This window comes from Variovorax sp. P2_H12, assembly GCF_056403395.1.
This window is the reverse complement of record NZ_JBFUFO010000034.1, coordinates 26,666-48,891: the sequence shown is the minus strand read 5'-3', so window position 1 is coordinate 48,891 and position 22,226 is coordinate 26,666. Positions and strand designations below refer to the sequence as shown.

Genomic DNA, 22,226 nt, shown 5'->3' with positions numbered 1-22,226 from the left:
GCACCCGATGAACCCCTACCACGACCCCGGCAAGCCCCATCACCGCCCGCGCGGCTTCCAGAACAACTACCTCGACTTCCAGCCCAAGAGCCTGTCCGAGCTGTTGCGCTGGCGCCGCGAGGCCGCGCGCCAGCAGCTGCCGCCGCCACCGCTGGCCCCGACGCCGAGGGTCGCGCCCGAGCTGGCCTGGCTGAACGCCAACGCGCGCGCCGGCGCGGCGATGGAACCGGCCGTCACCTGGATCGGCCACGCCACCGCGATGGTGCAGATGGGCGGGCTCACGCTGCTGACCGATCCGATGTTCTCGCCGCGCGCCTCGCCGCTGCCGCTGGTCGGCCCGAAGCGCCATGCGGCCCCGGGGCTCTCGCTGGCCGAACTGCCGCATGTGGACCTGGTGCTGGTGTCGCACAACCACTACGACCATCTCGATGCCGCCTCGGTGGCGGCGCTGGCCGGCCAGCCCGGCGGCTCGCCGCTGTTCGTGGTGCCGCTGGGCCTCAAGCCCTGGCTGGCGGCGCGCGGCGTCGCGCACGCGGTCGAGCTGGACTGGTGGGATCGCCATCGGGTGGCCGGCCCCCGGGGCGCGGTCGAGGTGGCGCTCGTTCCCGCCCAGCACTGGTCCTCGCGCAGCCCCGGCGATGCCATGGCCACGCTGTGGGGCGGTTTCGCGGTGCTGGCGCCGGACTGCCACCTGCTCTTCACCGGCGACACCGGCTACTCGCGCGATTTCAGCGACATCCGCGCGCACTTCGAGGACTTGCAGACGCCCGAACGCGGCGGCGGCTTCGACCTCGCGCTGATCCCGATCGGCGCCTACGCGCCGCGCTGGTTCATGCGCAACCAGCATGTGGACGTGGAGGAAGCGCTGCGCATCCATGCCGACGTCGGCGCCAAGCGCTCGCTCGGCATCCACTGGGGGGTCTTCCAGCTGACCGACGAGGCGCTGGACGAACCGCCGCGCAAGCTGGCGGAACTGCGCGGCGTCCAGGGCCTGCCGGAGGAGGCCTTCTTCGTGACGGCGATCGGCGAGACGCGCAGGCTCACGCCCCGCAGCCCGATCAGCCCGCGCGCCGAAACGTCAGATTGATCCGGCAGCCGCCGAGCAGCGGATGCTCGCCCTCCTTGACGGGGAGCACGCCGTGGAAACGCAATCGGGCCGGCCCGCCCCAGACCACCACGTCGCCATGGACCAGCGGCACGCGGCGCGCCTTGTCGTCCCGCTTCGCCCCGCCGAACAGGAACACCGCGGGCAGGCCCAGCGACACCGAGACGATCGGCTGGCCGAAGTCGCGCTCGTTGCGGTCCTGGTGCAGCGACAGCCGGGTGCCGGGCGCGTAGCGATTGACCAGGCAGGCATCGGGCGCGAATCCCTCGAAGCCGGCCGAGGCCGCGGCCTCGGCGGCCAGCAGCGAGAACGCCTCGGGCATCCGCGGCCACGGCCGGCCGCTGTCAGGGTCGATGGCGTCATAGCGGTAGCCCGTGCGATCGCTGACCCAGCCCAGCGCCCCGCAGTTGGTCATCGCCACCGACATCCGGAAGCCGCCCGGCGTCTCCAGGCAGCGCAGCGGTGCCTGCTCGATCACGCCCTGCACGGCGGCCAGCAGGGCCGTCTCGTGCCGGCACGCGAAGCGCCGCAGCACCATCGCACCGGGCTCCAGTGGCTCCAGCGTCGGCGCATCGGGTTCGAACAGGTCCAGGGTCATGGTTCAGGCCGCGTCATGAAAGATGATGCCCAGCGTATGCCGCCTGCCGGAGCGCACACGGCTCACGCCATGCCGCAGGTTCACCCGGTAGACGCCGCGCGTGCCCTGCACCGGCCGCTGGTGCACCGCGATCACCGCCGCGTCGCCCTGGCGCAGCGGCAGCACCATCGGCCGCGACTGCATGCGCGGCCGCTGCTCGGTCATGACGAATTCTCCGCCCGTGAAATCGCGGCCCGGCTCGGACAGGAGGACCACCAGTTGCAGCGGAAAGACCTGCTCTCCATAAAGGTCCTGGTGCAGGCAGTTGTAGTCCTCCGGCCCGTACTGCAGCAGCAGCGGCGTCGGCCGCGATTGCCCGGCCGCTTGGCAGCGCGCGATGAACTCGGCGTGCTGCGGCGGATAGCTCACGTCGAGGCCCATCGCCTGGTTCCAGCGGTTGGCGATCGGCGCGAGCTGCGCATAGACCGTTTCGCGCAGCCCCGCGACCAGGCCCGGCAAGGGATAGTCGAAATACTTGTACTCGCCGCGCCCGAAGCCATGCCGCTCCATCACGACGCGGCTGCGGAACGGCGCTTGCTCGGCGTAGAGCGCGGCCATCGCTGCGCATCGATCCGGCGTCAACAGTCCCGGGATCAGGGCACTGCCCTGCTCGTCGAGATCGACGCCCACCGCCGCCCAATCGACCGTGCTCACCTCACGTGCGCTCATTGGCCAAGCTCCGTGCTGCGGTGCGAGCGGCGCTCATGCTCCGCCTCCCGCCGCAGCAGCGCCCCCTTGCGCTCGACGCCCCAGCGGTAGCCCGAGAGGCTGCCGTCGCTGCGCACCACGCGATGGCAGGGGATGGCCACCGCCAGCGCATTGGCGCCACAGGCCTGCGCCACGGCGCGCACCGCCTGCGGCGCGCCGATGCGCTCGGCGATCTCGCTGTAGCTGGCGGTCGTCCCGGCGGGGATCTCGCGCAGCGCCTGCCAGACGCGCAACTGAAAGGCCGTGCCGCGCAGGTCCAGCGGCAGATCGAGCCCGAGGCCCGGCGCCTCGACGAAGCCGACCACCCGGGCCACCAGCGCTTCGAAGCCGGCTTCGCCCCCGATCAGGCGGGCCTTCGGGAAGCGGTCCTGCAGATCGCGCGCCAGGGCGTCGGGATCGTCCCCCAGCGCGATCGCGCAGACACCGCGCGCGCTCTGGGCGACCAGGATCGCGCCGAGCGCGCACTCGCCGATGGCGAAGCGGATCTCGGTGTCGGCCCCGCCGTCGCGCCAGGCGGTGGGCGTCATGCCCAGCATCCCGTCGGCGTTCTCGTAGAAGCGCCCGTTGGAGTTGTAGCCGGCGTTGTAGATCGCGCTCGTCACCGTGTCGCTGCGGCCCAGTTCCTCGCGCACGCGGCGGGCGCGATGCGCGGCCGCATAGGCCTTCGGCGTGAGCCCCGTGACCTCCTTGAAGAGGCGGTGCAGGTGCGAACTGCTGAGACCGGCACGCTCGGCGAGCGTGTCCAGGGTGGGCGCCGGCTCCGCGTCTTCGATGAAACGGCACAGCTCGGCGATACGCGCCGCCTCGCGCTCGGCGCGTGCCGGCTGGTCGGGCTTGCAGCGCATGCAGGGCCTGAACCCGGCACGCTCGGCCTCGGCCGCGGTGGCATGGAAGTCCACGTTCTCGGGGCGGGCCGGCCGCGCCGCGCAGGACGGCCGGCAGTACACGCCGGTGGTCCGGACCGAATAGACGAAGCGGCCGTCCGCCGCCGGATCGCGTGCGGCGACCGCCGCCCAGCGCGGATCGCTCGCCGTGGCGAGCGCCCGCATTTCATTGGTGTTGCTCATGTTCATCTGCGTCCTCGTGGTGTTGCCGTGAATCGATGCGTTCACTGTAGGGAACGACGAAAGACAACGCACTCCGTGTCTTGCTTTCGAATTCGCATGTAGGACGACGCCTGCACCACCGGACCTGGATTTTGTTTCAGGGCCCCGGCCTACGGGCTGCGGGCCCGCGCCTCGTTACCATTTGGCCCACATGATCGACCGTCGCTCACTCCTCACCGCCGGTGGCGCCTCGCTCGCGCTCGCCGCCCTCGGACTGCCTGCCGAAGCCCTCGCGGCCAACGGCCTCAAGCTCAGCCAGCCGAGCCCTTTCTCCTTCGAACGCCTGGTCGCCCGGGCGAAGTCGCTGGGCGCCGCGCCCTTCGTCGGCGACACCTCGCTGCCGGCCGACGTGCTGGAGCGGATCGACTACGACGCCCACGGCAAGATCCGGTTCAACACCGACCACGCCCTGTTCCGGGACGGCCCGGGCCCGTTCCCGGTGACCTTCTTCCACCTGGGGCGCTATTTCCAGGTGCCGGTCCACATGTACGTGCTCGAGAACGCGAGCGGCGACGGCTTCGCGCGCGAGATCCTCTACGACCCGGCCTACTTCACGATGCCCGACGACAGCCCGGCCAAGAAGCTGCCCGACGGCGCCGGCTTCGCGGGCTTCCGGCTGCAGGAAAGCCGCCTCGGCGACCAGGCCAGGCTGCCCTGGCAGAAGAACGACTGGGCGGCCTTCCTCGGCGCTTCGTACTTTCGGGCCATCGGCGAGCTCTACCAGTACGGCCTGTCGGCGCGCGGCATCGCGCTGGACGCCGCGATGCCCGACCGGCCGGAGGAGTTCCCGACCTTCACGCGCTTCTACTTCGAGCCCCCGGCCCAGGGCTCGGATGCCATGACGATCTATGCGCTGCTCGAGGGGCCCAGCATCACCGGCGCCTACAAGTTCGTCCTGCAGCGCGGCAAGGGCGTGCTGATGGACATCGAATGCCGCCTGTTCCTGCGCCGCGACGTCGGCCGCTTCGGGCTCGCGCCGCTGACCTCGATGTACTGGTACTCCGAGACCGTGAAGCCGACCGGCATCGACTGGCGGCCGGAAGTGCACGATTCGGACGGCCTGGCGATGTGGAACGGCGCCGGCGAGCGCATCTGGCGGCCGCTCAACAACCCGACCCAGACCCGCGCCTCGTCCTTCAGCGACAACAACCCGAAGGGCTTCGGCCTGCTGCAGCGCGACCGCGGCTTCGACCACTACCAGGACGGCGTCTACTACGAGAAGCGGCCCAGCCTGTGGGTCGAGCCGCTCGGCGCCTGGGGCGAGGGCTCGGTGCAGTTGATCGAAATCCCGACCGACGACGAGATCCACGACAACGTGCTCGCCTGCTGGGTGCCCAAGGCGCCGGCCACGGCGGGCTCGAGCGTGACGCTCAAGTACCGGCTCTACTGGACCGCGGAGGAGCCCTTCCCGTCGCCGCTCGCGCGCTGCGTCGCCACCCGCCTCGGGCGCGGCGGCCAGCCCGGCCAGCCGCGGCCGCCGGGCGTGCGCAAGTTCATGGTCGAGTTCATCGGCAAGCCGCTGGAGTCGCTGCCCTTCGGCGTCAAGCCCGAGCTGGTGCTCACCGCCTCGCGCGGCAAGTTTTCCTACATCTTCGCGGAAGCCGTGCCGAACGGCGTGCCGGGCCACTGGCGCGCGCAATTCGACTTCACGGCCGAAGGCAACGAACCGGTCGACATGCGGCTCTTCCTGAAGAACGGCAACCAGACCCTGTCAGAAACCTGGCTCTACCAGTTCCAACCTTTCTGACTGTTGCTCGCCCCCAGGTTGGGCTCACTTCGTGTAGCCCGCCCACCCCCTACCGGGGGCAATACCAGCGGCCCGGCCAAGCCGGTTCCGCGGTATTCCTGGAAAGAAGGCCCTTATTTGGCTTTCACCGAGATCAGTTCGATCTCGAAGTTGAGGGTGGCGTTCGGGGGGATCACGCCGCCGGCGCCGCGCGTGCCGTAGGCGATCGCGGGCGGGCATGTGAGCTTGGCCTTGCCGCCCGGCTTCATCAGCTGGACGCCCTCGGTCCAGCACGGAATCACGCCGTTGAGCGGAAATTCGGTCGGCTCGCCGCGCTTGTAGGAGCTGTCGAACTCCTTGCCATCGGGGAAGGTGCCGCGGTAGTGCACCTTGACCACGTCGGTGGCGGCCGGCGAGGCGCCCTTGCCGTCGGTCAGCGACTGGAAAATCAGGCCGCTCGGCTTGGTGACCGACGCGGACTGCGCGAAGGCGCTCGGCAGGACGAACAACGAAACAACGGCGGCACAAAGAACTGATCGCACGGCAAACCCTTGGTTGAATGGAAGAACGGGTTCATTATTGCCGCGGCGCGGCGTCGCTTGCACCTCGTTGCCACCGCCCTTTCCTACCCCTTCCTCCACGATGCGCTATCGCACCACGATTGATTCCCTGGTCTTCGAATTCGACGACCTCAAGCAGGTCATGGCCATGGCCAGCCCGGCGCGCTCGGGCGACTACCTGGCCGGGATCGGTGCGGCCACCGCGCAGCAGCGCATGGCGGCCCGCCACGTGCTGGCCGAGACCCCGCTCAAGCGATTCCTGACCGAGGCACTGATCCCCTACGAGTCGGACAACATCACGCGCCTGATCATCGACGGCCACGATGCGCAGGCCTTCGCGCCCGTGTCGCACCTCACGGTCGGCGACTTCCGCAACTGGCTCCTGTCGGAGCAGGCGAGCACTGCCGCGCTGAGCGCTCTGGCGCCCGGCCTCACGCCCGAGATGGCGGCCGCCGTCTCGAAGCTGATGCGCAACCAGGACCTGGTCGCGGTCGCGCGCAGGTGCAGCGTGGTCACGCGCTTCCGCGACACCATCGGCCTGCCGGGGCATCTCTCGGTGCGGCTGCAACCCAACCACCCGACCGACGACCTGCGCGGCGTCGCGGCCTCCACGCTCGACGGCTTGCTGATGGGCGCGGGCGATGCCGTGATCGGGCTCAACCCGGCTTCCGACAGCATGCCGGTGCTGGGCGACCTGCTGCGCCTGCTCGACGAGGTGATCCAGCGCTTCGAGATCCCGACGCAGAGCTGCGTGCTGACCCATGTCACCAACACGCTGAAGCTGGCCGATTCGGGAGCGCCGATCGACCTGGTGTTCCAGTCCATCGGCGGCAGCGAGAAGACCAACCTCTCCTTCGGCGTCACGCCCGAGCTGCTCGACGAGGCCCACGCCGCGGCACAGTCGCTGAACCGCGGCACGGTGGGCCGCAACCTGATGTACTTCGAGACCGGCCAGGGCAGCGCGCTGTCGGCCGACGCCAACTTCGGCGTCGACCAGCAGACCTGCGAGGCACGCGCCTACGCGCTCGCGCGGCGCTACCAGCCGCTCCTGATCAACACCGTGGTCGGCTTCATCGGGCCCGAGTACCTCTACGACGGCAAGCAGATCATCCGCGCCGGCCTCGAGGACCACTTCTGCGGCAAGCTGCTGGGGCTGCCGATCGGCTGCGACATCTGCTACACCAACCATGCCGAGGCCGACCAGGACGACATGGACACGCTGCTGGTGCTGCTCGGCACCGCCGGCATCAACTTCATCATGGGCGTGCCCGGCGCCGACGACGTGATGCTCAACTACCAGAGCACCTCCTTCCACGACGCACTGTTCCTGCGCGAGACGCTGGGCCTGAAGCGTGCGCCCGAGTTCGAGGCCTGGCTGCAGCGCATGCAGATCAGCGACGGCGCCGGCCGGCTGCATCCGCCAGCGGCCAACCGCCTGCTGGCGGACATGGGCGCCTTGACGGCATTGACCCGATGAAGGACATCGTCACCTCCAGCCCCTGGGGCGACTGGCGCAGCGCCACGCCGGCGCGGCTTGCGCTGGGCCGTGCCGGCACGGGCATGCCGACCGACGAGGTGCTGCGCTTCGGCTGGGCGCATGCGATGGCGCGCGATGCGATCCATGCGGCACTCGATGTCCCGGCACTCGAGTCCGCGCTGCGCGACGGCGGCTGGAAGGTCGCTCACGTGCGCAGCCAAGCGCCCGACCGCACCGCCTATCTGCGGCGCCCCGACCTGGGCCGGCAACTCGATGCCGAAGACGCGCAGCGGCTGCGTGCCGATGCCGGCTCGCCCGTCGACCTGTGCATCGTCATCGGCGACGGCCTGTCCTCGCTGGCGGTGGCTCGCCATGCCGTGCCGCTGCTGGCGGCCCTGCGAGAACATCTGCCCACCGACCTGTCGCTGGCGCCGGTGGTGATCGCCACCCAGGCGCGCGTCGCCCTGGCGGACGAAGTCGGCGAGGCCTTCGGCGCGCGGCTGTCGATCATGCTGATCGGCGAACGCCCGGGCCTGAGTTCGCCCGACAGCCTGGGGATCTACGTCACCCATGCGCCGCGGCGCGGCCGCCACGACGCCGAGCGCAACTGCATCTCGAATGTGCGGCCCGAAGGGCTCGCCTACGCGACGGCCGCCTTCAAGCTCGGATGGCTGCTGCGCGAGGCGCTGCGCCGCGGCTTGACAGGGGTCGGGTTGAAGGACGACAGCGAACTCCATCTTCCCCACTCCCTATGATCGGGCCGAGCCCCCAGAAACAAGGGAACAAGGAGACCTCATGACCGATCGCTATCCCCTGGCCGAACTCAAGGACCTGCCCGACGACATCCGCGCCGCGGTGCTTCAGGTCCAGGAGAAGGCCGGCTTCGTGCCCAACGTGTTCCTCGGCCTCGCGCGCCGACCGGCCGAGTGGCGGGCCTTCTTCGCCTACCACGACGCCCTGATGCTGAAGGAAGAAGGCTCGCTCACGAAGGGCGACCGCGAGATGATCGTCACCGCCACCAGCGCGGTGAACCGGTGCCTCTATTGCGTGGTGGCGCACGGCGCGCTGCTGCGCATCTACGAGAAGAAGCCGCTGGTGGCCGACCAGGTGGCCGTCAACTGGCGCCGCGCGGACATCACGCCGCGCCAGCGTGCGATGCTCGAGTTCGCGATGAAGGTCTGCGAGCGATCGCACGAGATCGACGAGCATGACTTCGCGCCGCTGCATGCCCACGGCTTCGACGACGAGGACATCTGGGACATCGCCGCCATCACCGCCTTCTTCGGTCTCTCGAACCGGTTGGCGAGCTTCAGCGGCATGCAGCCTAACCCGGAGTTCTTCCTGATGGGGCGGCTGCCGCGCGAGAAGAAGTAGCGACCGCGTCGCGCCCGCGGCAGGACGCCAGGGCGTCGAGTGCGGGCTGGTAGGTGGGCGTCGCCACATCCATCACGCCCAGCACCGTGTGATAGAGGTTGTCGTGCGTGAGCGGCGTGTCCAGGCCCGATGCCATGCAGGCGCTCGACAAGTGGCGCCGCGCTTTCATGCCTTCGCTGAACCAGGTCACCATCGGCACGTGCTTCTGCACCTCGGGGGCGAAGCCATAGGGCACGCCGTGCAGGAACAGGCCGTACTCGCCCAGCGATTCGCCGTGGTCGCTCAGGTAGAGCAGCGCGGGATCGAACTGCCCGGACTGACCCTTGAGCCAGTCGATGGTCTTGCCGAGGAAGCGGTCGGTGTAGGCGATCGAGTTGTCGTAGCCGTTCAGCAACTCGAAGTGGCTGCATTCGGCCAGCGCGTTGCTCTTGCACTCGGGCAGGAAGCGCTTCGCATCGGGCGACGAACGCTTGAAGTACGAGGGGCCATGGCTCCCCATCTGGTGCATCACGAGCACCACGCCCCTGGCGCGGCGCTCGGCGGGCAGCACAGCCAGACGTTCGTCCAGGCCCTTGAGCATCACGTCGTCGAGGCATTCGTCGCCATCGCACAGCGCGCTCTTGACGCCTGCGCCCAGAGGATCGAAGGCCGACGCATGGGGGATGCGGTCGCACACGCCCTTGCAGCCGCCGGCCTGGTTGTCGAGCCAGAACACGGCCAGGCCGGAGGCCTGCAGCACATCCATCAGGTTCTCGTGGTCGTCCTTGCGGGCCTCGAAGGCCTGCTTGCCCAGCGGCGAGAACATGCAGGGCACGGACGCCAGCGTATTGGTGCCGCAGGAGCGCACGTCGCGGTAGCTCAGCACCTGCCGCGCCGCGAGTTCCGGCGTGGTGTCGCGCGCATAGCCGTTGAGCCCGAAGTGGTCCGCCCGCGCCGTTTCGCCCACCACCAGCACGAACAGCGGCGGCTTCACCTGGCCCGCGTAGCTCGAACCCAGCGCGGTGCCGCCGGCCACCGGGATCAATTGGCGGCTGCGCTGGAACATCGGCCTGACCGCGACCGTGGCCGCCGAGTAGAGGCTGGCCAGCGGGTTCATCATGTAGCGCAGGTGAGCGTTGTTGCGCATCAGCGGCGCCAACTGCCGGTTCATCGCCAGCGCGCCGCCGGCGGCGATGGCCGCCACCGCGAGCAGCAGCACGGCGTTGCGCCAGGCCTGCGAGAGAACCGGCAGCCGCTCCACGCGCACGCGCCACAGCGCCCAGGCCGGCAGCGCGCAGACCAGGAACACGTTGAACACCAGCCGCCAGCTCAGCAGGTCGCGCACCTCGTTGGCATCGGTCTGCACCGCATTGGCCAGCATGCTGGGGTCCATCACCACGCGATAGCTCAGCATGTAGTGCTGAGCCACCGCGGCCAGCACCACGACGCCGAACCAGATCGGCTTCATCCAGCGCGACCAGGCCGTGAACGACAGCAGTGCCACGGTGCCGCACACCGTGAGCAGCGCCATCGATGCGATCGACGTCAGATAGACGCTCGGAGCACCGCCGATGCGGGCGAGTTCGATCCACAGCGGCCAGTTGGCGACGAGGGCGAGATAGAGACTCAGCCAGACGATGACCCTGCGCACCGACCGGGGGCGTGCGAACCAGTCATCGACGGCCCGCCAGGGGGTTGCGGCGGGGGCCCCGGAGGGGCTGGGGGTGGAGGAGCCTGCAGTGGCGTGTTCGTGAGGGAGACAGACGGATTGCGCGGGGGAACCAAGCATCCGGCGAGACTAGGCTGCCGGACTTAAATCTCCCTGAATGACTTGGTCAGGAATCGTTCAGTTTCGGTAGAGCGGCCAGCCTGGCACGCCGGGAGACGCGGCGCGAATGGGCCGAACGCGCCAGCGCATCGATCGCGAAGGCGACCACCCAGCACACCCATGCCGTCCACAGCGTATGGCTCATGTAGTGGGCGCCGCGAAGCTGCTGCGACAGGCCGAGCGCCAACCCGGCAACCAGCGTGCAGGCGAGCCAGATACGCGCCACGACGGGCGACGAGCGCCGAAACGCGAAATACCCGCCCAGGTACGCGAAGGCGGCCGAGGCGTGGCCGGCCGGGAAGCAGTGGCCCGACCCGCCGTCGCTGGTGCCCCAGGCCCAGTGCGACACGTGTCGAGCCACGCCGCCGAAGGTCTGGAGCTCCCAGGGACAGCTGGTGTTGCTCCAGTACTTGATGAGCGAGATCAGCAGGACGGACAGGAGCGCCGTGACAGCAAGCTGGATTCTTTCGCCGGGATTCAGTCGGCGCAGCACGCCGACGGGCCACCGGATGGCGGCGAACAGCGCGATCACCAGCACCCAGCTCAGGGACTTGGCGCCTTCGTGCATCACCTTGACCAGGAACCAGTGGTCGCGCCACGGAAAGCCCATCGGGGTGCCCGCCAGCCTCGCCAGCGCCAGGTCGAGGCCACTCGCATCCCACAGGAGCAGCAAGGCCAGGGCGATCAGGGTCAGGGCGAGCGGACGCGCGGCGGTAGGTCGAATCATCCGGCGCGAGCTTAGTTTTCGCGGCTGAACCCAGCCTGAAGCTGGCACTAGACTCCTTCTTTTGAAAAGGACGGAGCCCGTGCGCATTTTGCTGGTCGAAGACGATGCCGCCCTGGCAAGCGCGGTGTGCAGCTACCTCGAGGCGAAGGCCTTCGTGGTCGACGTGGCGCCCGGCCTGGCCGAAGCGCGCGCCGCGCTGGCCGCGGTGCAGTACGCCGCCGTGCTGCTCGACCTGCACCTCGGTGACGGCGACGGCCTCTCGCTGCTGCCCATCGTGCGCGCCCTGCGCGACCGTCCGATCGTGATCGTGCTCACCGCTCGCGACCAGGTGACGGACCGCATCCGCGGTCTCGACGCGGGCGCCGACGACTACCTGATCAAGCCCTACGACCCGGCCGAACTGCTGGCCCGGCTGCGCGCGGTCGAGCGCCGGCGCAGCACCAGCAGCGCCCCGGTGCTGCAGCTTGGCACGCTCGAGATCGACCTGGCGCGCGACCTGGTGCGCAAGGACGGCTTCCCGGTCACGCTGACCCAGAAGGAATGGGCGCTGCTGCGCGTGATGGCGACCCGCCCCGACCGCATCCACACCCGCGAGAACCTGGCCGACGCGCTCTACGGCTTCGGCGACGAGGCCGACAGCAACACGCTGGAGGTCTTCATCAGCCGGCTGCGTCGCAAGCTCGGGCGCAACCACATCCAGACCCTGCGCGGGCTGGGCTACCGGCTCTCGTTCACGCCGGGCGAAGAGGAAGAATGAATCTCAAGCTGCTGCAGCAGACCGGCTTCGAACAACTGGGCCGGCGCGATTCGCTCGCGGGCCGGCTCACGCGCACCCTGATCGTCTGGGTCGGCGGCGTCTGGCTCCTGTGCGTGCTCGGCGTCGTCTGGTACGTCGACCGCGAGATCAACCACAACTTCGACAGCGAACTGATCGAGGTCTCGCACCGCATGTTCGACATGGCGGTACAGGAACTCGACAAGCTGCAGCGCGAGAACCCCGATGCGCGGCGGCCGCTGATCGCCCCGCCGCAGCTGTTTCCGACCGACGCCGTGATCTACCAGGTGGTCAACCTGCATGAACGCGTGCTGCTGCGCTCCGCCGAGGCGCCGGGCAACGCCTTCGACGTGCCGCTGGCACCCGGCTTCGCCAACTCCGACGCCTGGCGCGTCTACACCGTGCGGCATCCCGTGCGCGAACTGTTCATGCAGGTCGCCGATCCGCTGGACGAACGCCGCACCGCGCTCAACCGCACCCTGTTCGGCCTCATCATTCCGCTCGGCGCGGTGCTGCCCGTGCTGGCGCTGGTGCTGCGCAATGTGGCGCGCACCGAGTTGCGGGCGCTGCAGCAGCTCGCCGGGGAGATCGAGCAGCGCAGCGGCACCGACCTGCGGCCGATCGGGGTGCAGGGCCTGCCGAAAGAGCTGCAGTCGGTGGGCGACCACGTCAACCAGCTGCTGGAGCGCCTGTCGCAGTCGCTGGACGTCGAACGGGCGCTGGCGGCCAATGCGGCGCACGAACTGCGCACGCCGCTGGCCGCTGCACGGCTGCGACTGCAGACGGCGCTCGAACACGATCTCAGGCGCGCCGATGTGCAGGCGGCGCTCGAGGCGCTCCAGACGCTCGGCCACCGCACCGAGAAGCTGCTGCAGTTGTCCCGGGCCGAATCCGGCGCCTCGCTCACGCGCGCCCCGATCGACCTGGTGCAGCTGGCCGGCACGGTGGCCCAGGAGTTCTGGCAGGACCCGCGCGTGAACGAACGCCTGTCGCTCAAGGTGCCGGACAGCGCGGCGCCGATCGCGCTCGGCGATGTCGACGCGCTGGCGATCGCGCTGCGCAACCTGGTGGAGAACGCGCTGCGCTACGGCCATGGCCGCGTCGTGGTCGAAGTGATGGCGCCCTGCACGCTGGCGGTGCGCGACTTCGGCCCCGGCGTCAGCGCCGCTCAATTGAGCACGCTGCAGCACCGCCATGTGCGCCATGGCGCCGACCGCGCCGGCTACGGCCTCGGACTGTCGATCGTCGGCACCATCGTCGAGAAGCTCGGGGCCCGGCTCGACCTGGCCTCGCCGCCCTCGGGTGCCGCCACCGGCTTCGAGGCACGCATCGTGCTGCGCCCGGCTTGACCAGGCCCCGGCGCTCCGTCACTTCGTGCACGCCCCACGATGCCGGCGACCGCCTGCGGCCTCAGAGCGCGAATCCGTCGTCGGCCGCGATCACGGCACCGTTGACGAAATGGCTCTGTCCGCTGGCCAGCAGCACGATCAGGCCGTCGAGGTCCTCGGGCTTGCCGACACGCTTGCGCGGCAGCATCCCGACCAGCTTCTGGCCGCCATCGGTCACCCAGTGCTCCTCGTTGAGTTCGGTGGCGATGTAGCCCGGGCACAGGGCGTTGACGTTGATGCCGAAGCGGCCCCATTCGAGGGCCATCGCCTTGGTCATCTGAACCAGCGCGGCCTTGCTCATGCAGTAGACGCCGATCTGCGGCAGCACCTTGAGCGCCGCCACCGAGGCGATGTTGATGATGCGCCCGCCGATGTAGGTGCCCGGCGCCGCCCCCTTGGCGCGCGCCAGCATCCGCTTGCCGACCTCCTGGGCGACGAAGAAGGAGCCCTTGACGTTGGTGTCGAAGATGAAGTCGTAGTCCTCGCTCGAGACATCCTTCAGGCGCTGGGTGTTGCTGACGCCGGAGTTGTTGACCAGCACGTCGATCGGCCCGACCTCGGTCTCGGCGCGCGCCACCGCGGCCTTGATGCTGCCCAGGTCGGTGACGTCGAGCTCGACCACGTGGGCATCGCCGCCCTCGCCTTCGATGCGGGCGCGCAGTTCCTTGAGGCGGTCGGTGTTGCGGCTGGCCAGTACCACCGCGGCACCGGCCCGGGCGAGTGTCTTGGCGAACTGGGCGCCGAGCCCACTCGATGCGCCGGTGACGAACGCCACGCGGCCCGAAAGATCGATGCTGTAAGCCATGGAATGAGGTCCTGTTGGAGTCGCCGAAGCGACGGCCCGGAACGCACGCGGGCGACGCATAAAATGGCCCGGCCCGCCGCGGTGCCTCGCACCTTCAAATCATTATCGACGAGACCCACATGACGCATGACGAAATACTCGCCCAGTTCGGCCCCCGCGAAGCCATGGAATACGACGTGGTCGTGGTCGGCGCCGGCCCGGGCGGCCTCGCGACCGCGATCCGCCTGAAGCAGCTGGCCGCTTCGCACGGCAAGGACATCTCCGTGGTCGTGCTCGAGAAGGGGTCGGAGCCCGGCGCCCACATCCTCTCGGGCGCGATCATGGATCCGCGCGCCTTGTACGAGCTGCTGCCCGACTGGGAAGAGCTCGGCGCGCCGCTGAACCAGCCTGTCACGCGCGACACCTTCCTCATGATGACCGAGACCGGCGCCACCCGGACGCCGAACTTCATGCTGCCGAAGAACTTCCACAACGAAGGCAACTACATCGTCAGCCTGGGCAACGTGGTGCGCTGGCTGGCGCAGCAGGCCGAAGGGCTCGGCGTCGAGATCTTCCCCGGCTTCCCGGCCGCGGAGGTGCTCTACACCGACGACGGCAAGGTACGCGGCGTCGCCACCGGCAACCTCGGCATCGGCAAGGACGGCGAGCCGACCGAGAACTTCCAGCTCGGCATGGAGCTGCACGCCAAGTACACGATCTTTGCCGAAGGCGCGCGCGGCCACCTGGGCCGCCAGCTGATCGCCAAGTACAAGCTCGACGACGGCAAGGATCCGCAAAGCTACGGCATCGGCATCAAGGAGCTGTGGGAAATCGACCCGGCGCGCCACGAACCGGGCCTGGCGATCCACACGGCCGGCTGGCCGCTGCCTTCGGACACCTATGGCGGCTCGTTCCTGTACCACGCGGAGAACAACCAGCTGATCATCGGCTACGTGGTCGGCCTGGACTACCAGAACCCGTACATGAGCCCGTTCGAGGAGTTCCAGCGCTTCAAGACCCATCCCAACATCCGCTGGTACTTCGAAGGCCAGGACAAGGGCCTGAAGGCGCCCAAGCGCCTGAGCTACGGCGCGCGCGCGATCACCGCGGGCGGCCTCCTGTCGCTGCCCAAGACCGTGTTCCCGGGCGGCGCGCTGGTGGGCTGCGAGGCCGGCTACCTGAACGCCAGCCGCATCAAGGGCAGCCATGCCGCGATCAAGACCGGCATGCTGGCCGCCGAGGCCGCCTACGAGGCGGTGACGTCGGGCCGCCAGCACGACGAGCTCTCGGCCTATCCGGCCGCCTTCGAGAAGAGCTGGCTGCACACCGAACTGAACAAGGCGCGCAACTTCAAGCAGTGGTTCAAGAAGGGCCTGGCCGTCGGCACGGTCATGACCGGCATCGAGCAACTGGTGCTGCGCGGCCACATCCCCTGGACCGTGCACCGCCACCAGGCCGACCACGAACGCCTCAAGCCCGCGGCGGCGTGCAAGAAGATCGCCTACCCGAAGCCCGACGGCAAGCTCACCTTCGACCGGCTCTCCTCGGTGTTCATCAGCAACACCAACCACGAAGAGAATCAGCCGCCGCACCTGACGCTGAAGAACGCCGCCGTGCCGACCGAGATCAACCTGCCCGAGTACGCCGGCCCCGAAAGCCGCTACTGCCCGGCGGGCGTCTACGAGTTCGTGCCGGACAGCGAGGGCAAGGAACGCCTGCAGATCAACGCGCAGAACTGCGTGCACTGCAAGACCTGCGACATCAAGGACCCGACCCAGAACATCGTCTGGGTCACGCCGGAAGGCGGCGGCGGACCGAACTACGTGGGGATGTAGGAAGGGGCGCCCTCACCCCTGCCCCCTTTGGCGAGCATGGGGGGAGCCAGGCCGGCGCCGGGCCGCCCCAAGGCGGCCTGCGGCCCCCTCGGGGGGCAGCGACCCACACGAAGTGGGGGAGCGTGGGGGCCCTCTACTTGCCGACCAGTTGGGTCAACCGCTCGGCCTCGAAGCATTCGTCACGGGCCGCATCCACCGGCACGCAGTCCTTCTTGCCGGGCTGCTGCGCCGACAGCGCCTCGATCGCCTGCCACAGCAGCGCGATCTGGTGCTCCTGGCCGGCGGCGTTGTCGATCAGGCCGCGCATCGCGAGCGACAGCGGATCGTCGTTCTGAGTCACGCCGTAGGCCGAAAAACCCATGCGCGAGGCGGTTTCCTCGCGCCGGGCGGCGGAATCGGCCTCGATGATCCGCGCCGGATTGCCGACCGCCGTGGCACCGGCCGGCACCGGCTTGGTGACGACCGCGTTCGAGCCGACCTTGGCGCCGTCACCGACCGTGAAGCCGCCCAGAACCTTGGCGCCGGCACCGACCACCACGTTGCGGCCCAGCGTCGGGTGCCGCTTGGCCCCCTTGTAGAGCGAGGTGCCGCCCAGCGTCACGCCCTGGTAGATGGTGCAGCCGTCGCCGATCTCGGCGGTCTCGCCGACCACCACGCCCATGGCGTGATCGAAGAACACCCGGTCGCCGACGATCGCCCCGGGATGGATCTCGATGCCGGTGAACCAGCGCGAGCATTGGGAGATGAATCGGCCGACCCACTTGAGCCCATGCCCCCAGCACCAGTGCGCAAGACGGTGCAGCACCACGGCGTGCAGGCCGGGATAGAGGGTCAACACCTCCCAGCGCGTGCGGGCCGCCGGGTCGCGGTCGAGGATGCACTGGATGTCGGAGCGCAGACGCGAGAACATGCGGGTTCTTGTTATATCGATAGGGGGTCGGCAGTCTAAATCCCCGGCCCTTCGCGCACAGGGGATGGGGTTTTCGGACCACCGTCCGCCGCCTCCGCCATCGCCTTGGCGATGCCGCGCAGGATGTGGATTTCCTCCGGCGTCGGCTGCGCCCGGTTGAACAGCTGCTGCAGCCGCGGAATGAGCTTCTTGGGCGCCTCGGGGTCGAGAAAGCCGATCTTGACCAGCGAGCGCTCCCAGTGGTCGAGCATGCCGGCCACCGACTGCGCGTCGGCCGCGCGGGGCGGCGGCGTGGCGTCGCGCACCCCGTAGCCGCCCAGGGCCAGCCGCCATTCGTAGGCGACCACCTGGATCGCCGCGCCCAGGTTCAGCGAACCGAAGGCCGGATCGGTCGGGATGCTGAGCGCGACGTTGCAGCGGTAGACGTCCTCGTTGCGCATGCCGAAGCGCTCGGAGCCGAACAGGAAGGCGACATGCTGCGCCTCCCCCCGGGCCAGCGGCTCCAGGTGCTCGCGCGGCGTGCGGGTCGGGGGGCCGAAGTCACGCGGGATCATCGCGGTCGCGCACAGGTGGGTGACACCATCGAGGGCATCGTCCAGCGTCTCGACGATGCGCGCGTTGTTCAGCACGTCGAGCGCCCCGCTGGCACGCTGGATGGTCTCCTCGCGCCGCAGCACGTTGGCCCAGCGTGGCGCCACCAGCACCAGGTCGTCGAAGCCCATGGTCTTCATGGCGCGGGCGGCGGCGCCGACATTGCCGGCATGGCTGGTCTGGATCAGGATGAATCGGGTTCGCATGGGGGGCTCGGCCAGGGGTTCGGGACAGCGGCTTCGCGGAGCCGGTAAAATCCCCCGATTCTCGCCGCCCGCATCGCCGGGCCGCTTTCCAGGGGGCCTGCGCATCAGCCGATCGCCCCTTTTCCGTTCTTCACACAATTCATGTCGTCCCCCAACCTGCACCCCATGCTCAATGTGGCCGTCAAGGCCGCCCGCGCCGCCGGCGCCATCATCAATCGCGCCGCGCTCGACGTCGAGGCCGTGCGCATTTCGCAGAAGCAGGTCAATGACTTCGTGACCGAAGTCGATCATGCGAGCGAGCACGCGATCATCGAGACGCTGCTCACCGCCTACCCGGGGCACGGCATCCTGGCCGAGGAATCGGGCTCCCAGCATGGGGCCAAGGACTCGGATTTCGTCTGGATCATCGATCCGCTGGACGGCACCACCAACTTCATCCACGGCTTCCCGGTCTACTGCGTCTCGATCGCACTGTCGGTGCGCGGCAAGATCGAGCAGGCGGTCATCTACGACCCGAGCCGCAACGACCTCTTCACCGCCACAAAGGGCCGCGGCGCCTTCATGAACGACCGCCGCCTGCGCGTGAGCAAGCGAACCCGGCTGTCCGAGTGCCTGATCTCGACCGGCTTCCCGTTCCGCACCGGCGACAACTTCAAGCAGTACCTGGCCATCATGGCCGACCTGATGCCGCGCGCGGCCGGCCTGCGCCGCCCCGGCGCGGCGGCGCTCGACCTGGCCTACGTGGCGGCCGGCTTCACGGACGCCTTCTTCGAGACCGGCCTCAACATCTGGGACGTGGCGGCCGGCTCCTTGATCGTCACCGAGGCCGGCGGCCTGATCGGCAACTTCACCGGGGAGCCCGAGTTCCTCGACCAGCGCGAATGCCTGGCCGGCGCCCCGCGCATCTACGGCCAGCTGGTGCCGCTCCTGGCCAAGTACTCCAAGTTCGCGGGCCTGGACGACAAGTTGCGCGCCAGCGACCGCGTGCGCGCGGTCGATCCCTCGGCCCACGCGGGCGACACCTACGCCCGCAGCACCATCGACGCCACGCGTGAGCCGGCGTCCGGCGACGAAGCTGCCGCCGCGGCCACCGTGCCCGCGGCGCCGCGCAAGCTCACGCGCATCCGCCGCGAGGCGCCCGCCACGCCCGCCGAAGGCGACGCCGCCGCGAAGTGATGCACTCGCCGAGCGCGGCCGCCGTCCGCAGCCGCGCCGCGATGCGCGTGGCGCTGGGCCACTACATCGCCAACGGCATGTCGGTGGCGTTCGGGCTGCTGCTGATCTCGGGCGGCGTGCACCTGGTGCTGGGCACCCTCGCGGCCACGGCCGCCTCGGTCGGCGTCATCGTGACCGCCCCGCCCGATCTGCCCGGGCCGCGCCGCGGCAAGTTCCTGCAGATGCTGCCGGCGCCGCTGATCGGGCTGCCGCTGTTCTTCCTCGTGCAGATGCTGCATGCGGCGCCGCTGCGGCTCGGCCTGGTGCTGGTGCCCGCCACCTTCCTGGCCTTCCTCGCGATGGCCTGGGGCAAGCGCGGCATTCCGATCGCGATCGCGGTGATGTTCTCGATGATCTTCTCGATGTCGACGCCGAAGCCCGTCGACATGGCCGAGGCCGTGCAGCGCACGCTGCATTTCGGTCTCGGGGCCGGGCTCTACGTGATCTACGCGGTGCTCGCCAACCTGGCGCTCAACGCGCGCTACCGGGTGCAGGTGATGGCCGACCTGCTGCTCTCGCTGGCGGCGCTGATGCGCACCGAGGCCTGCCAGTTCACGCCGCGCGACGATTCCGGCGACATCCGCGAAGTGCCGGCCTCCCTGCTCGGCCAGTTGCTGGGCCAGCAGGCCGCGCTGGCCGACCAGTTGCAGGCGGCGCGCGACATCGTGCTCGAATCGCCGCGCACGCCGTATCGGCAGCGCCTCGCCGGCATGCTGATGACGGTGCTCGAGCTGCGCGACCTGCTGCTGGCCAGCGAGCTCGACCTCGACGCGCTCAAGGCGCACCCGGGCCACGCGGCGGCGCTGGTCGAAATGCGGCGCATCCTCGAAGCGCTGGCTGGCGACACCACGGCGCTGGCCGATGCGTTGCTGCTGGGACGCCAGCCCCCCGTGGTGGTCGACCGCCGCCGCGAGCTCACAGCCATCCACCTCGAACCGGAAGCCGTGCCGGCGCGCGGCTACGTCGGCCCGACGCCGGCCATGCTGGCGCGCGGGCTGGCCAGCCGCATCGGCCACATCAACGACGAGGTGCTTCGGCTGTCGGCCCTCGCCCGTGGCGACCGCGAGCCCGATCTGGCGGTGGTGCGGGCCAGCTGGCAGATGTTCGTGAGCCCGACCGAATGGTCGTTGCGGCCCTTTCTCGCGCTCTGGCGCTGGGACGCGCCGCCGCTGCGCCACGCCATCCGCGCCGCGCTGGCGATCGCGGCCGGCTACGGCATTGCGCTTGCGCTGCCCTGGGGTTCGCACGAGTACTGGATCCTGCTGACCATCGTGGTCGTGCTCCGGGGCAGCCTGTCGCAGACGCTGGAGCGGCGCAACAGCCGCGTGGCCGGCACGCTGCTGGGCTGCGTTTTCGCGGTGGCGCTGCTGTCGGCGCGTCCGTCGCCGCTGACGCTTCTCGCCGGGATGACGCTGGCGCAGGCGATCGCCCACGGCTTCGCGGTGCGGCGCTACCTGATCACCGCGGTGGCGGCCACCGTGCTCGGACTGGTCCAGGCCCACATGCTCAACACCGGCATGAGCACCACCTTCGCGCTGTTCGAACGCGTGGCCGACACCCTGATCGGCGCCGCGCTGGCCTGGGCCTTCTGCTACGTGCTGCCGTCGTGGGAGCGCGGCCAGATCCCGGCCCTGGTGGCGCGCGTGCTGGGCGCCCAGGCGCGCCATGCGCGGCTCGCGCTGGGGCTGGGCCAGTTGCGCTCGGTGGGCGTCAGCCCCGAACTCGAATGGCGGCTGGCGCGCCGCGAGGCCTACGACAGCCTGTCGGCCCTGGTGCAGGCCACGCAGCGCTCGCTGTCGGAACCGCGCGCGGTGCAGCCGCCGCTCGAGCCGCTGGAACACCTGCAGGCCCACAGCTACCAACTGCTGGCCCAGTTGAGCGCGGTCAAGTCGATGCTGGTGCTGCGGCGCGACCGGCTCACGCCGGCCGAGATCGAAGGCCCGCTCGCGCGCACGGCCCAGCGCATCGTTGCCATGATCGGCACGGCACCGACCGGAGGCCCCGCGATGCCGGACAGCGCCCCGGCGACCACCCTGGCCGGCCGGGTTCCGCTGCCCGACCCCTTCGACAACGACGTCACGCCGTGGCTGCTGCGCCGGCTCGACCTCGCCACGGGCATTGCGGCGCAACTGCGCGACGATGCGGCACGCATCCTGCAACCCCTCTCAGAGCACAGTCCCCAGACCCCCTGATGATCCAGACACTGATCGCCCATCCGTGGTTCGGCCCCTTGCTGGCCGCGCTGCTCGCCGTGCCCCTGGCGCTGCTGGCCCATCGGGTGGCCGGGCTGGTGCTCGATCGCGTCACCCGTTCGGTGCCGGCGCTGCACGCGATGCTGCTCGCGATCAAGCGGCCGGCCCGGGTCGTGCTGCCCCTGATCGCGCTGCAGCTGGTCTGGCAGGCCGCGCCGGACGACCTGCGGTTCATCGGCAATGTCCGCCATCTCAATGGGCTGCTGCTGATCGCGGTAGGGACCTGGCTCGCGGTCGGCGCGGTCAGCGGCTTCGCGCAAGGCATGGTCAAGCAGCATCCCTCGGACATCCGGGACAACCTGCAGGCCCGCCGTGTGCTGACCCAGGCGCGGGTGCTGGCGCGCACCGCCAACTCGGTGCTGCTGGTGGCGGGTGCCGCGCTCATGCTCATGACCTTCCCGGGGGCGCGCCAGGTCGGCGCCAGCCTGCTGGCCTCGGCCGGCGTGATCGGCATCGTCGCCGGCCTGGCGGCCAAGCCGGTGTTCAGCAACCTGATCGCCGGCCTGCAGATCGCGCTGGCGCAGCCGATCCGGCTCGACGACGTGCTGGTGGTCGAGGGCGAATGGGGCCGGGTCGAAGAGATCACCGGGACCTTCGTGGTGCTGCGGATCTGGGACGACCGGCGGCTCATCCTGCCGCTTACCTACTTCATCGAGAAGCCGTTCCAGAACTGGACCCGCCACGACTCCCAGCTGCTCGGCTCGGTCTTCGTCTTCGCCGACTACGGCATGCCGCTGGCGCCGCTGCGGGCCGAGGTCGAACGCATCGTGAAAGCGGCGCCCGAGTGGGACGGCCGCTTCTTCAACCTGCGCGTGACCGACACCACCGAGCGCACGATGCAGATCCGGGTGCTGTGCACCGCGGCGTCGTCGGCGCTGGCGTTCGACCTGCGCTGCACGGTGCGCGAGGGGCTGATCGACTTCATGCAGCGCGAGTACCCGCAGTTCCTGCCGCGGATGCGGATCGAGGGCGACGCGGCGCGACCGGCCGCTGCGGCGCAGCAGCAGCCCTGAGCCGAAGCACCCCGCGGATCGCCTTGGCAA

Annotated in this window: 20 protein-coding genes; 11 read left to right on the top strand and 9 right to left on the bottom strand. The window is 69.8% G+C overall.

The features are described 5' to 3' along the window. Positions 1 to 7 precede the first annotated feature (7 nt). Complete coding sequence (locus AC1DYK_RS25225) at positions 8 to 1,087, top strand: MBL fold metallo-hydrolase (protein WP_478168777.1); 1,080 nt, start codon at positions 8 to 10, stop codon at positions 1,085 to 1,087. Here AC1DYK_RS25225 and alkB read toward each other — a convergent pair. Genes alkB through ada form a run of 3 tightly spaced genes read right to left on the bottom strand, consistent with a single transcriptional unit; the run spans position 1,059 to position 3,523 of the window. Continuing rightward, positions 1,059 to 1,703 carry a DNA oxidative demethylase AlkB gene (gene alkB, locus AC1DYK_RS25220; RefSeq protein WP_478168776.1) on the bottom strand — a complete coding sequence of 215 codons (645 nt, stop codon included), beginning with the start codon at positions 1,701 to 1,703 and terminating at the stop codon, positions 1,059 to 1,061. The genes AC1DYK_RS25225 and alkB overlap by 29 nt on opposite strands. A gap of 3 nt (positions 1,704 to 1,706) precedes the next feature. Continuing rightward, a complete protein-coding gene (locus tag AC1DYK_RS25215) occupies positions 1,707 to 2,411 on the bottom strand; it encodes a 2OG-Fe(II) oxygenase (RefSeq protein WP_478168775.1) in 705 nt (234 codons plus the stop codon). After that, positions 2,408 to 3,523 (bottom strand): bifunctional DNA-binding transcriptional regulator/O6-methylguanine-DNA methyltransferase Ada, encoded by a 1,116-nt coding sequence (gene ada, locus AC1DYK_RS25210; protein WP_478168774.1) that lies wholly within the window; start codon positions 3,521 to 3,523, stop codon positions 2,408 to 2,410. The genes AC1DYK_RS25215 and ada overlap by 4 nt, the downstream gene beginning before the upstream one ends. A gap of 184 nt (positions 3,524 to 3,707) precedes the next feature. Here ada and AC1DYK_RS25205 point away from each other — a divergent pair, with 184 nt between their 5' ends. Then, positions 3,708 to 5,303, top strand: a complete 1,596-nt coding sequence (locus AC1DYK_RS25205; RefSeq protein ID WP_478168773.1) for an OpgD/OpgG family glucan biosynthesis protein — start codon at positions 3,708 to 3,710, stop codon at positions 5,301 to 5,303. Positions 5,304 to 5,416: 113 nt separating this feature from the next. On the opposite strand, the gene AC1DYK_RS25200 is transcribed toward AC1DYK_RS25205, so the two are convergent. After that, positions 5,417 to 5,824 carry an FKBP-type peptidyl-prolyl cis-trans isomerase gene (locus AC1DYK_RS25200; protein ID WP_478168772.1) on the bottom strand — a complete coding sequence of 136 codons (408 nt, stop codon included), beginning with the start codon at positions 5,822 to 5,824 and terminating at the stop codon, positions 5,417 to 5,419. A 100-nt stretch (positions 5,825 to 5,924) separates the two neighbouring features. Here AC1DYK_RS25200 and AC1DYK_RS25195 point away from each other — a divergent pair, with 100 nt between their 5' ends. Genes AC1DYK_RS25195 through AC1DYK_RS25185 form a run of 3 tightly spaced genes read left to right on the top strand, consistent with a single transcriptional unit; the run spans position 5,925 to position 8,693 of the window. After that, positions 5,925 to 7,319 carry an ethanolamine ammonia-lyase subunit EutB gene (locus AC1DYK_RS25195; protein WP_478168771.1) on the top strand — a complete coding sequence of 465 codons (1,395 nt, stop codon included), beginning with the start codon at positions 5,925 to 5,927 and terminating at the stop codon, positions 7,317 to 7,319. Continuing rightward, positions 7,316 to 8,074, top strand: coding sequence for an ethanolamine ammonia-lyase subunit EutC (gene eutC / locus AC1DYK_RS25190; RefSeq protein WP_478168770.1), 759 nt, complete (start codon positions 7,316 to 7,318; stop codon positions 8,072 to 8,074). Before AC1DYK_RS25195 ends, eutC begins: the two co-directional genes overlap by 4 nt. 40 nt (positions 8,075 to 8,114) lie before the next feature. Beyond that, on the top strand, positions 8,115 to 8,693 hold the full coding sequence (locus AC1DYK_RS25185) for a peroxidase-related enzyme (protein ID WP_478168769.1): 579 nt from the start codon (positions 8,115 to 8,117) through the stop codon (positions 8,691 to 8,693). Here AC1DYK_RS25185 and AC1DYK_RS25180 read toward each other — a convergent pair. Together AC1DYK_RS25180 and AC1DYK_RS25175 are read right to left on the bottom strand one after the other, a co-directional pair. After that, positions 8,644 to 10,461: a phosphoethanolamine transferase gene (locus AC1DYK_RS25180; RefSeq protein WP_478168768.1), complete on the bottom strand. Its 1,818-nt coding sequence runs from the start codon at positions 10,459 to 10,461 to the stop codon at positions 8,644 to 8,646. The two genes, AC1DYK_RS25185 and AC1DYK_RS25180, sit on opposite strands and share 50 nt — an antisense overlap. Positions 10,462 to 10,507: 46 nt before the next feature. Then, complete coding sequence (locus AC1DYK_RS25175; protein ID WP_478168767.1) at positions 10,508 to 11,227, bottom strand: phosphatase PAP2 family protein; 720 nt, start codon at positions 11,225 to 11,227, stop codon at positions 10,508 to 10,510. Positions 11,228 to 11,306: 79 nt separating this feature from the next. Between AC1DYK_RS25175 and AC1DYK_RS25170 the strand changes: the two genes are divergently transcribed. Both AC1DYK_RS25170 and AC1DYK_RS25165 read left to right on the top strand, forming a co-directional pair. Next, on the top strand, positions 11,307 to 11,984 hold the full coding sequence (locus tag AC1DYK_RS25170; protein ID WP_478168766.1) for a response regulator: 678 nt from the start codon (positions 11,307 to 11,309) through the stop codon (positions 11,982 to 11,984). After that, positions 11,981 to 13,351: an ATP-binding protein gene (locus tag AC1DYK_RS25165; RefSeq protein ID WP_478168765.1), complete on the top strand. Its 1,371-nt coding sequence runs from the start codon at positions 11,981 to 11,983 to the stop codon at positions 13,349 to 13,351. The genes AC1DYK_RS25170 and AC1DYK_RS25165 overlap by 4 nt, the downstream gene beginning before the upstream one ends. A 61-nt stretch (positions 13,352 to 13,412) precedes the next feature. Here AC1DYK_RS25165 and AC1DYK_RS25160 read toward each other — a convergent pair whose 3' ends face one another. Continuing rightward, positions 13,413 to 14,195, bottom strand: a complete 783-nt coding sequence (locus AC1DYK_RS25160; protein WP_478094343.1) for an SDR family oxidoreductase — start codon at positions 14,193 to 14,195, stop codon at positions 13,413 to 13,415. A 119-nt stretch (positions 14,196 to 14,314) separates the two neighbouring features. On the opposite strand from AC1DYK_RS25160, the gene AC1DYK_RS25155 reads away from it, so the two are divergent. Further along, complete coding sequence (locus AC1DYK_RS25155) at positions 14,315 to 16,009, top strand: electron transfer flavoprotein-ubiquinone oxidoreductase (protein WP_478168764.1); 1,695 nt, start codon at positions 14,315 to 14,317, stop codon at positions 16,007 to 16,009. 133 nt (positions 16,010 to 16,142) lie between these two features. Here the strand turns inward: AC1DYK_RS25155 and cysE are convergent, their stop codons facing one another. Both cysE and AC1DYK_RS25145 read right to left on the bottom strand, forming a co-directional pair. Beyond that, a complete protein-coding gene (gene cysE, locus AC1DYK_RS25150; protein ID WP_478168763.1) occupies positions 16,143 to 16,919 on the bottom strand; it encodes a serine O-acetyltransferase in 777 nt (258 codons plus the stop codon). 35 nt (positions 16,920 to 16,954) lie between these two features. Continuing rightward, a complete protein-coding gene (locus AC1DYK_RS25145; protein WP_478168762.1) occupies positions 16,955 to 17,716 on the bottom strand; it encodes an RNA methyltransferase in 762 nt (253 codons plus the stop codon). A gap of 141 nt (positions 17,717 to 17,857) precedes the next feature. Between AC1DYK_RS25145 and AC1DYK_RS25140 the strand changes: the two genes are divergently transcribed. The 3 genes from AC1DYK_RS25140 to AC1DYK_RS25130 are packed head-to-tail and all read left to right on the top strand — an operon-like array spanning position 17,858 to position 22,196. Continuing rightward, positions 17,858 to 18,892, top strand: a complete 1,035-nt coding sequence (locus tag AC1DYK_RS25140) for an inositol monophosphatase family protein (RefSeq protein WP_478168761.1) — start codon at positions 17,858 to 17,860, stop codon at positions 18,890 to 18,892. Beyond that, positions 18,892 to 21,123 carry an FUSC family protein gene (locus AC1DYK_RS25135; RefSeq protein ID WP_478168760.1) on the top strand — a complete coding sequence of 744 codons (2,232 nt, stop codon included), beginning with the start codon at positions 18,892 to 18,894 and terminating at the stop codon, positions 21,121 to 21,123. The genes AC1DYK_RS25140 and AC1DYK_RS25135 overlap by 1 nt, the downstream gene beginning before the upstream one ends. Further along, positions 21,123 to 22,196: a mechanosensitive ion channel family protein gene (locus AC1DYK_RS25130; protein ID WP_478168759.1), complete on the top strand. Its 1,074-nt coding sequence runs from the start codon at positions 21,123 to 21,125 to the stop codon at positions 22,194 to 22,196. Before AC1DYK_RS25135 ends, AC1DYK_RS25130 begins: the two co-directional genes overlap by 1 nt. The last annotated feature ends 30 nt before the right edge of the window (positions 22,197 to 22,226 follow it).

Excerpts from the sequence above, each read along its gene's own strand:
- eutC (WP_478168770.1), top strand. The coding sequence starts at position 7,316 with ATGAAGGACATCGTCACCTCCAGCCCCTGGGGCGACTGGCGCAGCGCC.
- AC1DYK_RS25205 (WP_478168773.1), top strand. The coding sequence starts at position 3,708 with ATGATCGACCGTCGCTCACTCCTCACCGCCGGTGGCGCCTCGCTCGCG.
- AC1DYK_RS25195 (WP_478168771.1), top strand. The coding sequence starts at position 5,925 with ATGCGCTATCGCACCACGATTGATTCCCTGGTCTTCGAATTCGACGAC.
- AC1DYK_RS25155 (WP_478168764.1), top strand. The coding sequence starts at position 14,315 with ATGACGCATGACGAAATACTCGCCCAGTTCGGCCCCCGCGAAGCCATG.
- AC1DYK_RS25145 (WP_478168762.1), bottom strand. The coding sequence starts at position 17,716 with ATGCGAACCCGATTCATCCTGATCCAGACCAGCCATGCCGGCAATGTC.
- ada (WP_478168774.1), bottom strand. The coding sequence starts at position 3,523 with ATGAACATGAGCAACACCAATGAAATGCGGGCGCTCGCCACGGCGAGC.
- AC1DYK_RS25215 (WP_478168775.1), bottom strand. The coding sequence starts at position 2,411 with ATGAGCGCACGTGAGGTGAGCACGGTCGATTGGGCGGCGGTGGGCGTC.
- cysE (WP_478168763.1), bottom strand. The coding sequence starts at position 16,919 with ATGTTCTCGCGTCTGCGCTCCGACATCCAGTGCATCCTCGACCGCGAC.
- AC1DYK_RS25165 (WP_478168765.1), top strand. The coding sequence starts at position 11,981 with ATGAATCTCAAGCTGCTGCAGCAGACCGGCTTCGAACAACTGGGCCGG.
- AC1DYK_RS25180 (WP_478168768.1), bottom strand. The coding sequence starts at position 10,461 with ATGCTTGGTTCCCCCGCGCAATCCGTCTGTCTCCCTCACGAACACGCC.
- AC1DYK_RS25185 (WP_478168769.1), top strand. The coding sequence starts at position 8,115 with ATGACCGATCGCTATCCCCTGGCCGAACTCAAGGACCTGCCCGACGAC.
- AC1DYK_RS25175 (WP_478168767.1), bottom strand. The coding sequence starts at position 11,227 with ATGATTCGACCTACCGCCGCGCGTCCGCTCGCCCTGACCCTGATCGCC.
- AC1DYK_RS25160 (WP_478094343.1), bottom strand. The coding sequence starts at position 14,195 with ATGGCTTACAGCATCGATCTTTCGGGCCGCGTGGCGTTCGTCACCGGC.
- AC1DYK_RS25130 (WP_478168759.1), top strand. The coding sequence starts at position 21,123 with ATGATCCAGACACTGATCGCCCATCCGTGGTTCGGCCCCTTGCTGGCC.
- AC1DYK_RS25225 (WP_478168777.1), top strand. The coding sequence starts at position 8 with ATGAACCCCTACCACGACCCCGGCAAGCCCCATCACCGCCCGCGCGGC.
- AC1DYK_RS25140 (WP_478168761.1), top strand. The coding sequence starts at position 17,858 with ATGTCGTCCCCCAACCTGCACCCCATGCTCAATGTGGCCGTCAAGGCC.
- AC1DYK_RS25135 (WP_478168760.1), top strand. The coding sequence starts at position 18,892 with ATGCACTCGCCGAGCGCGGCCGCCGTCCGCAGCCGCGCCGCGATGCGC.
- alkB (WP_478168776.1), bottom strand. The coding sequence starts at position 1,703 with ATGACCCTGGACCTGTTCGAACCCGATGCGCCGACGCTGGAGCCACTG.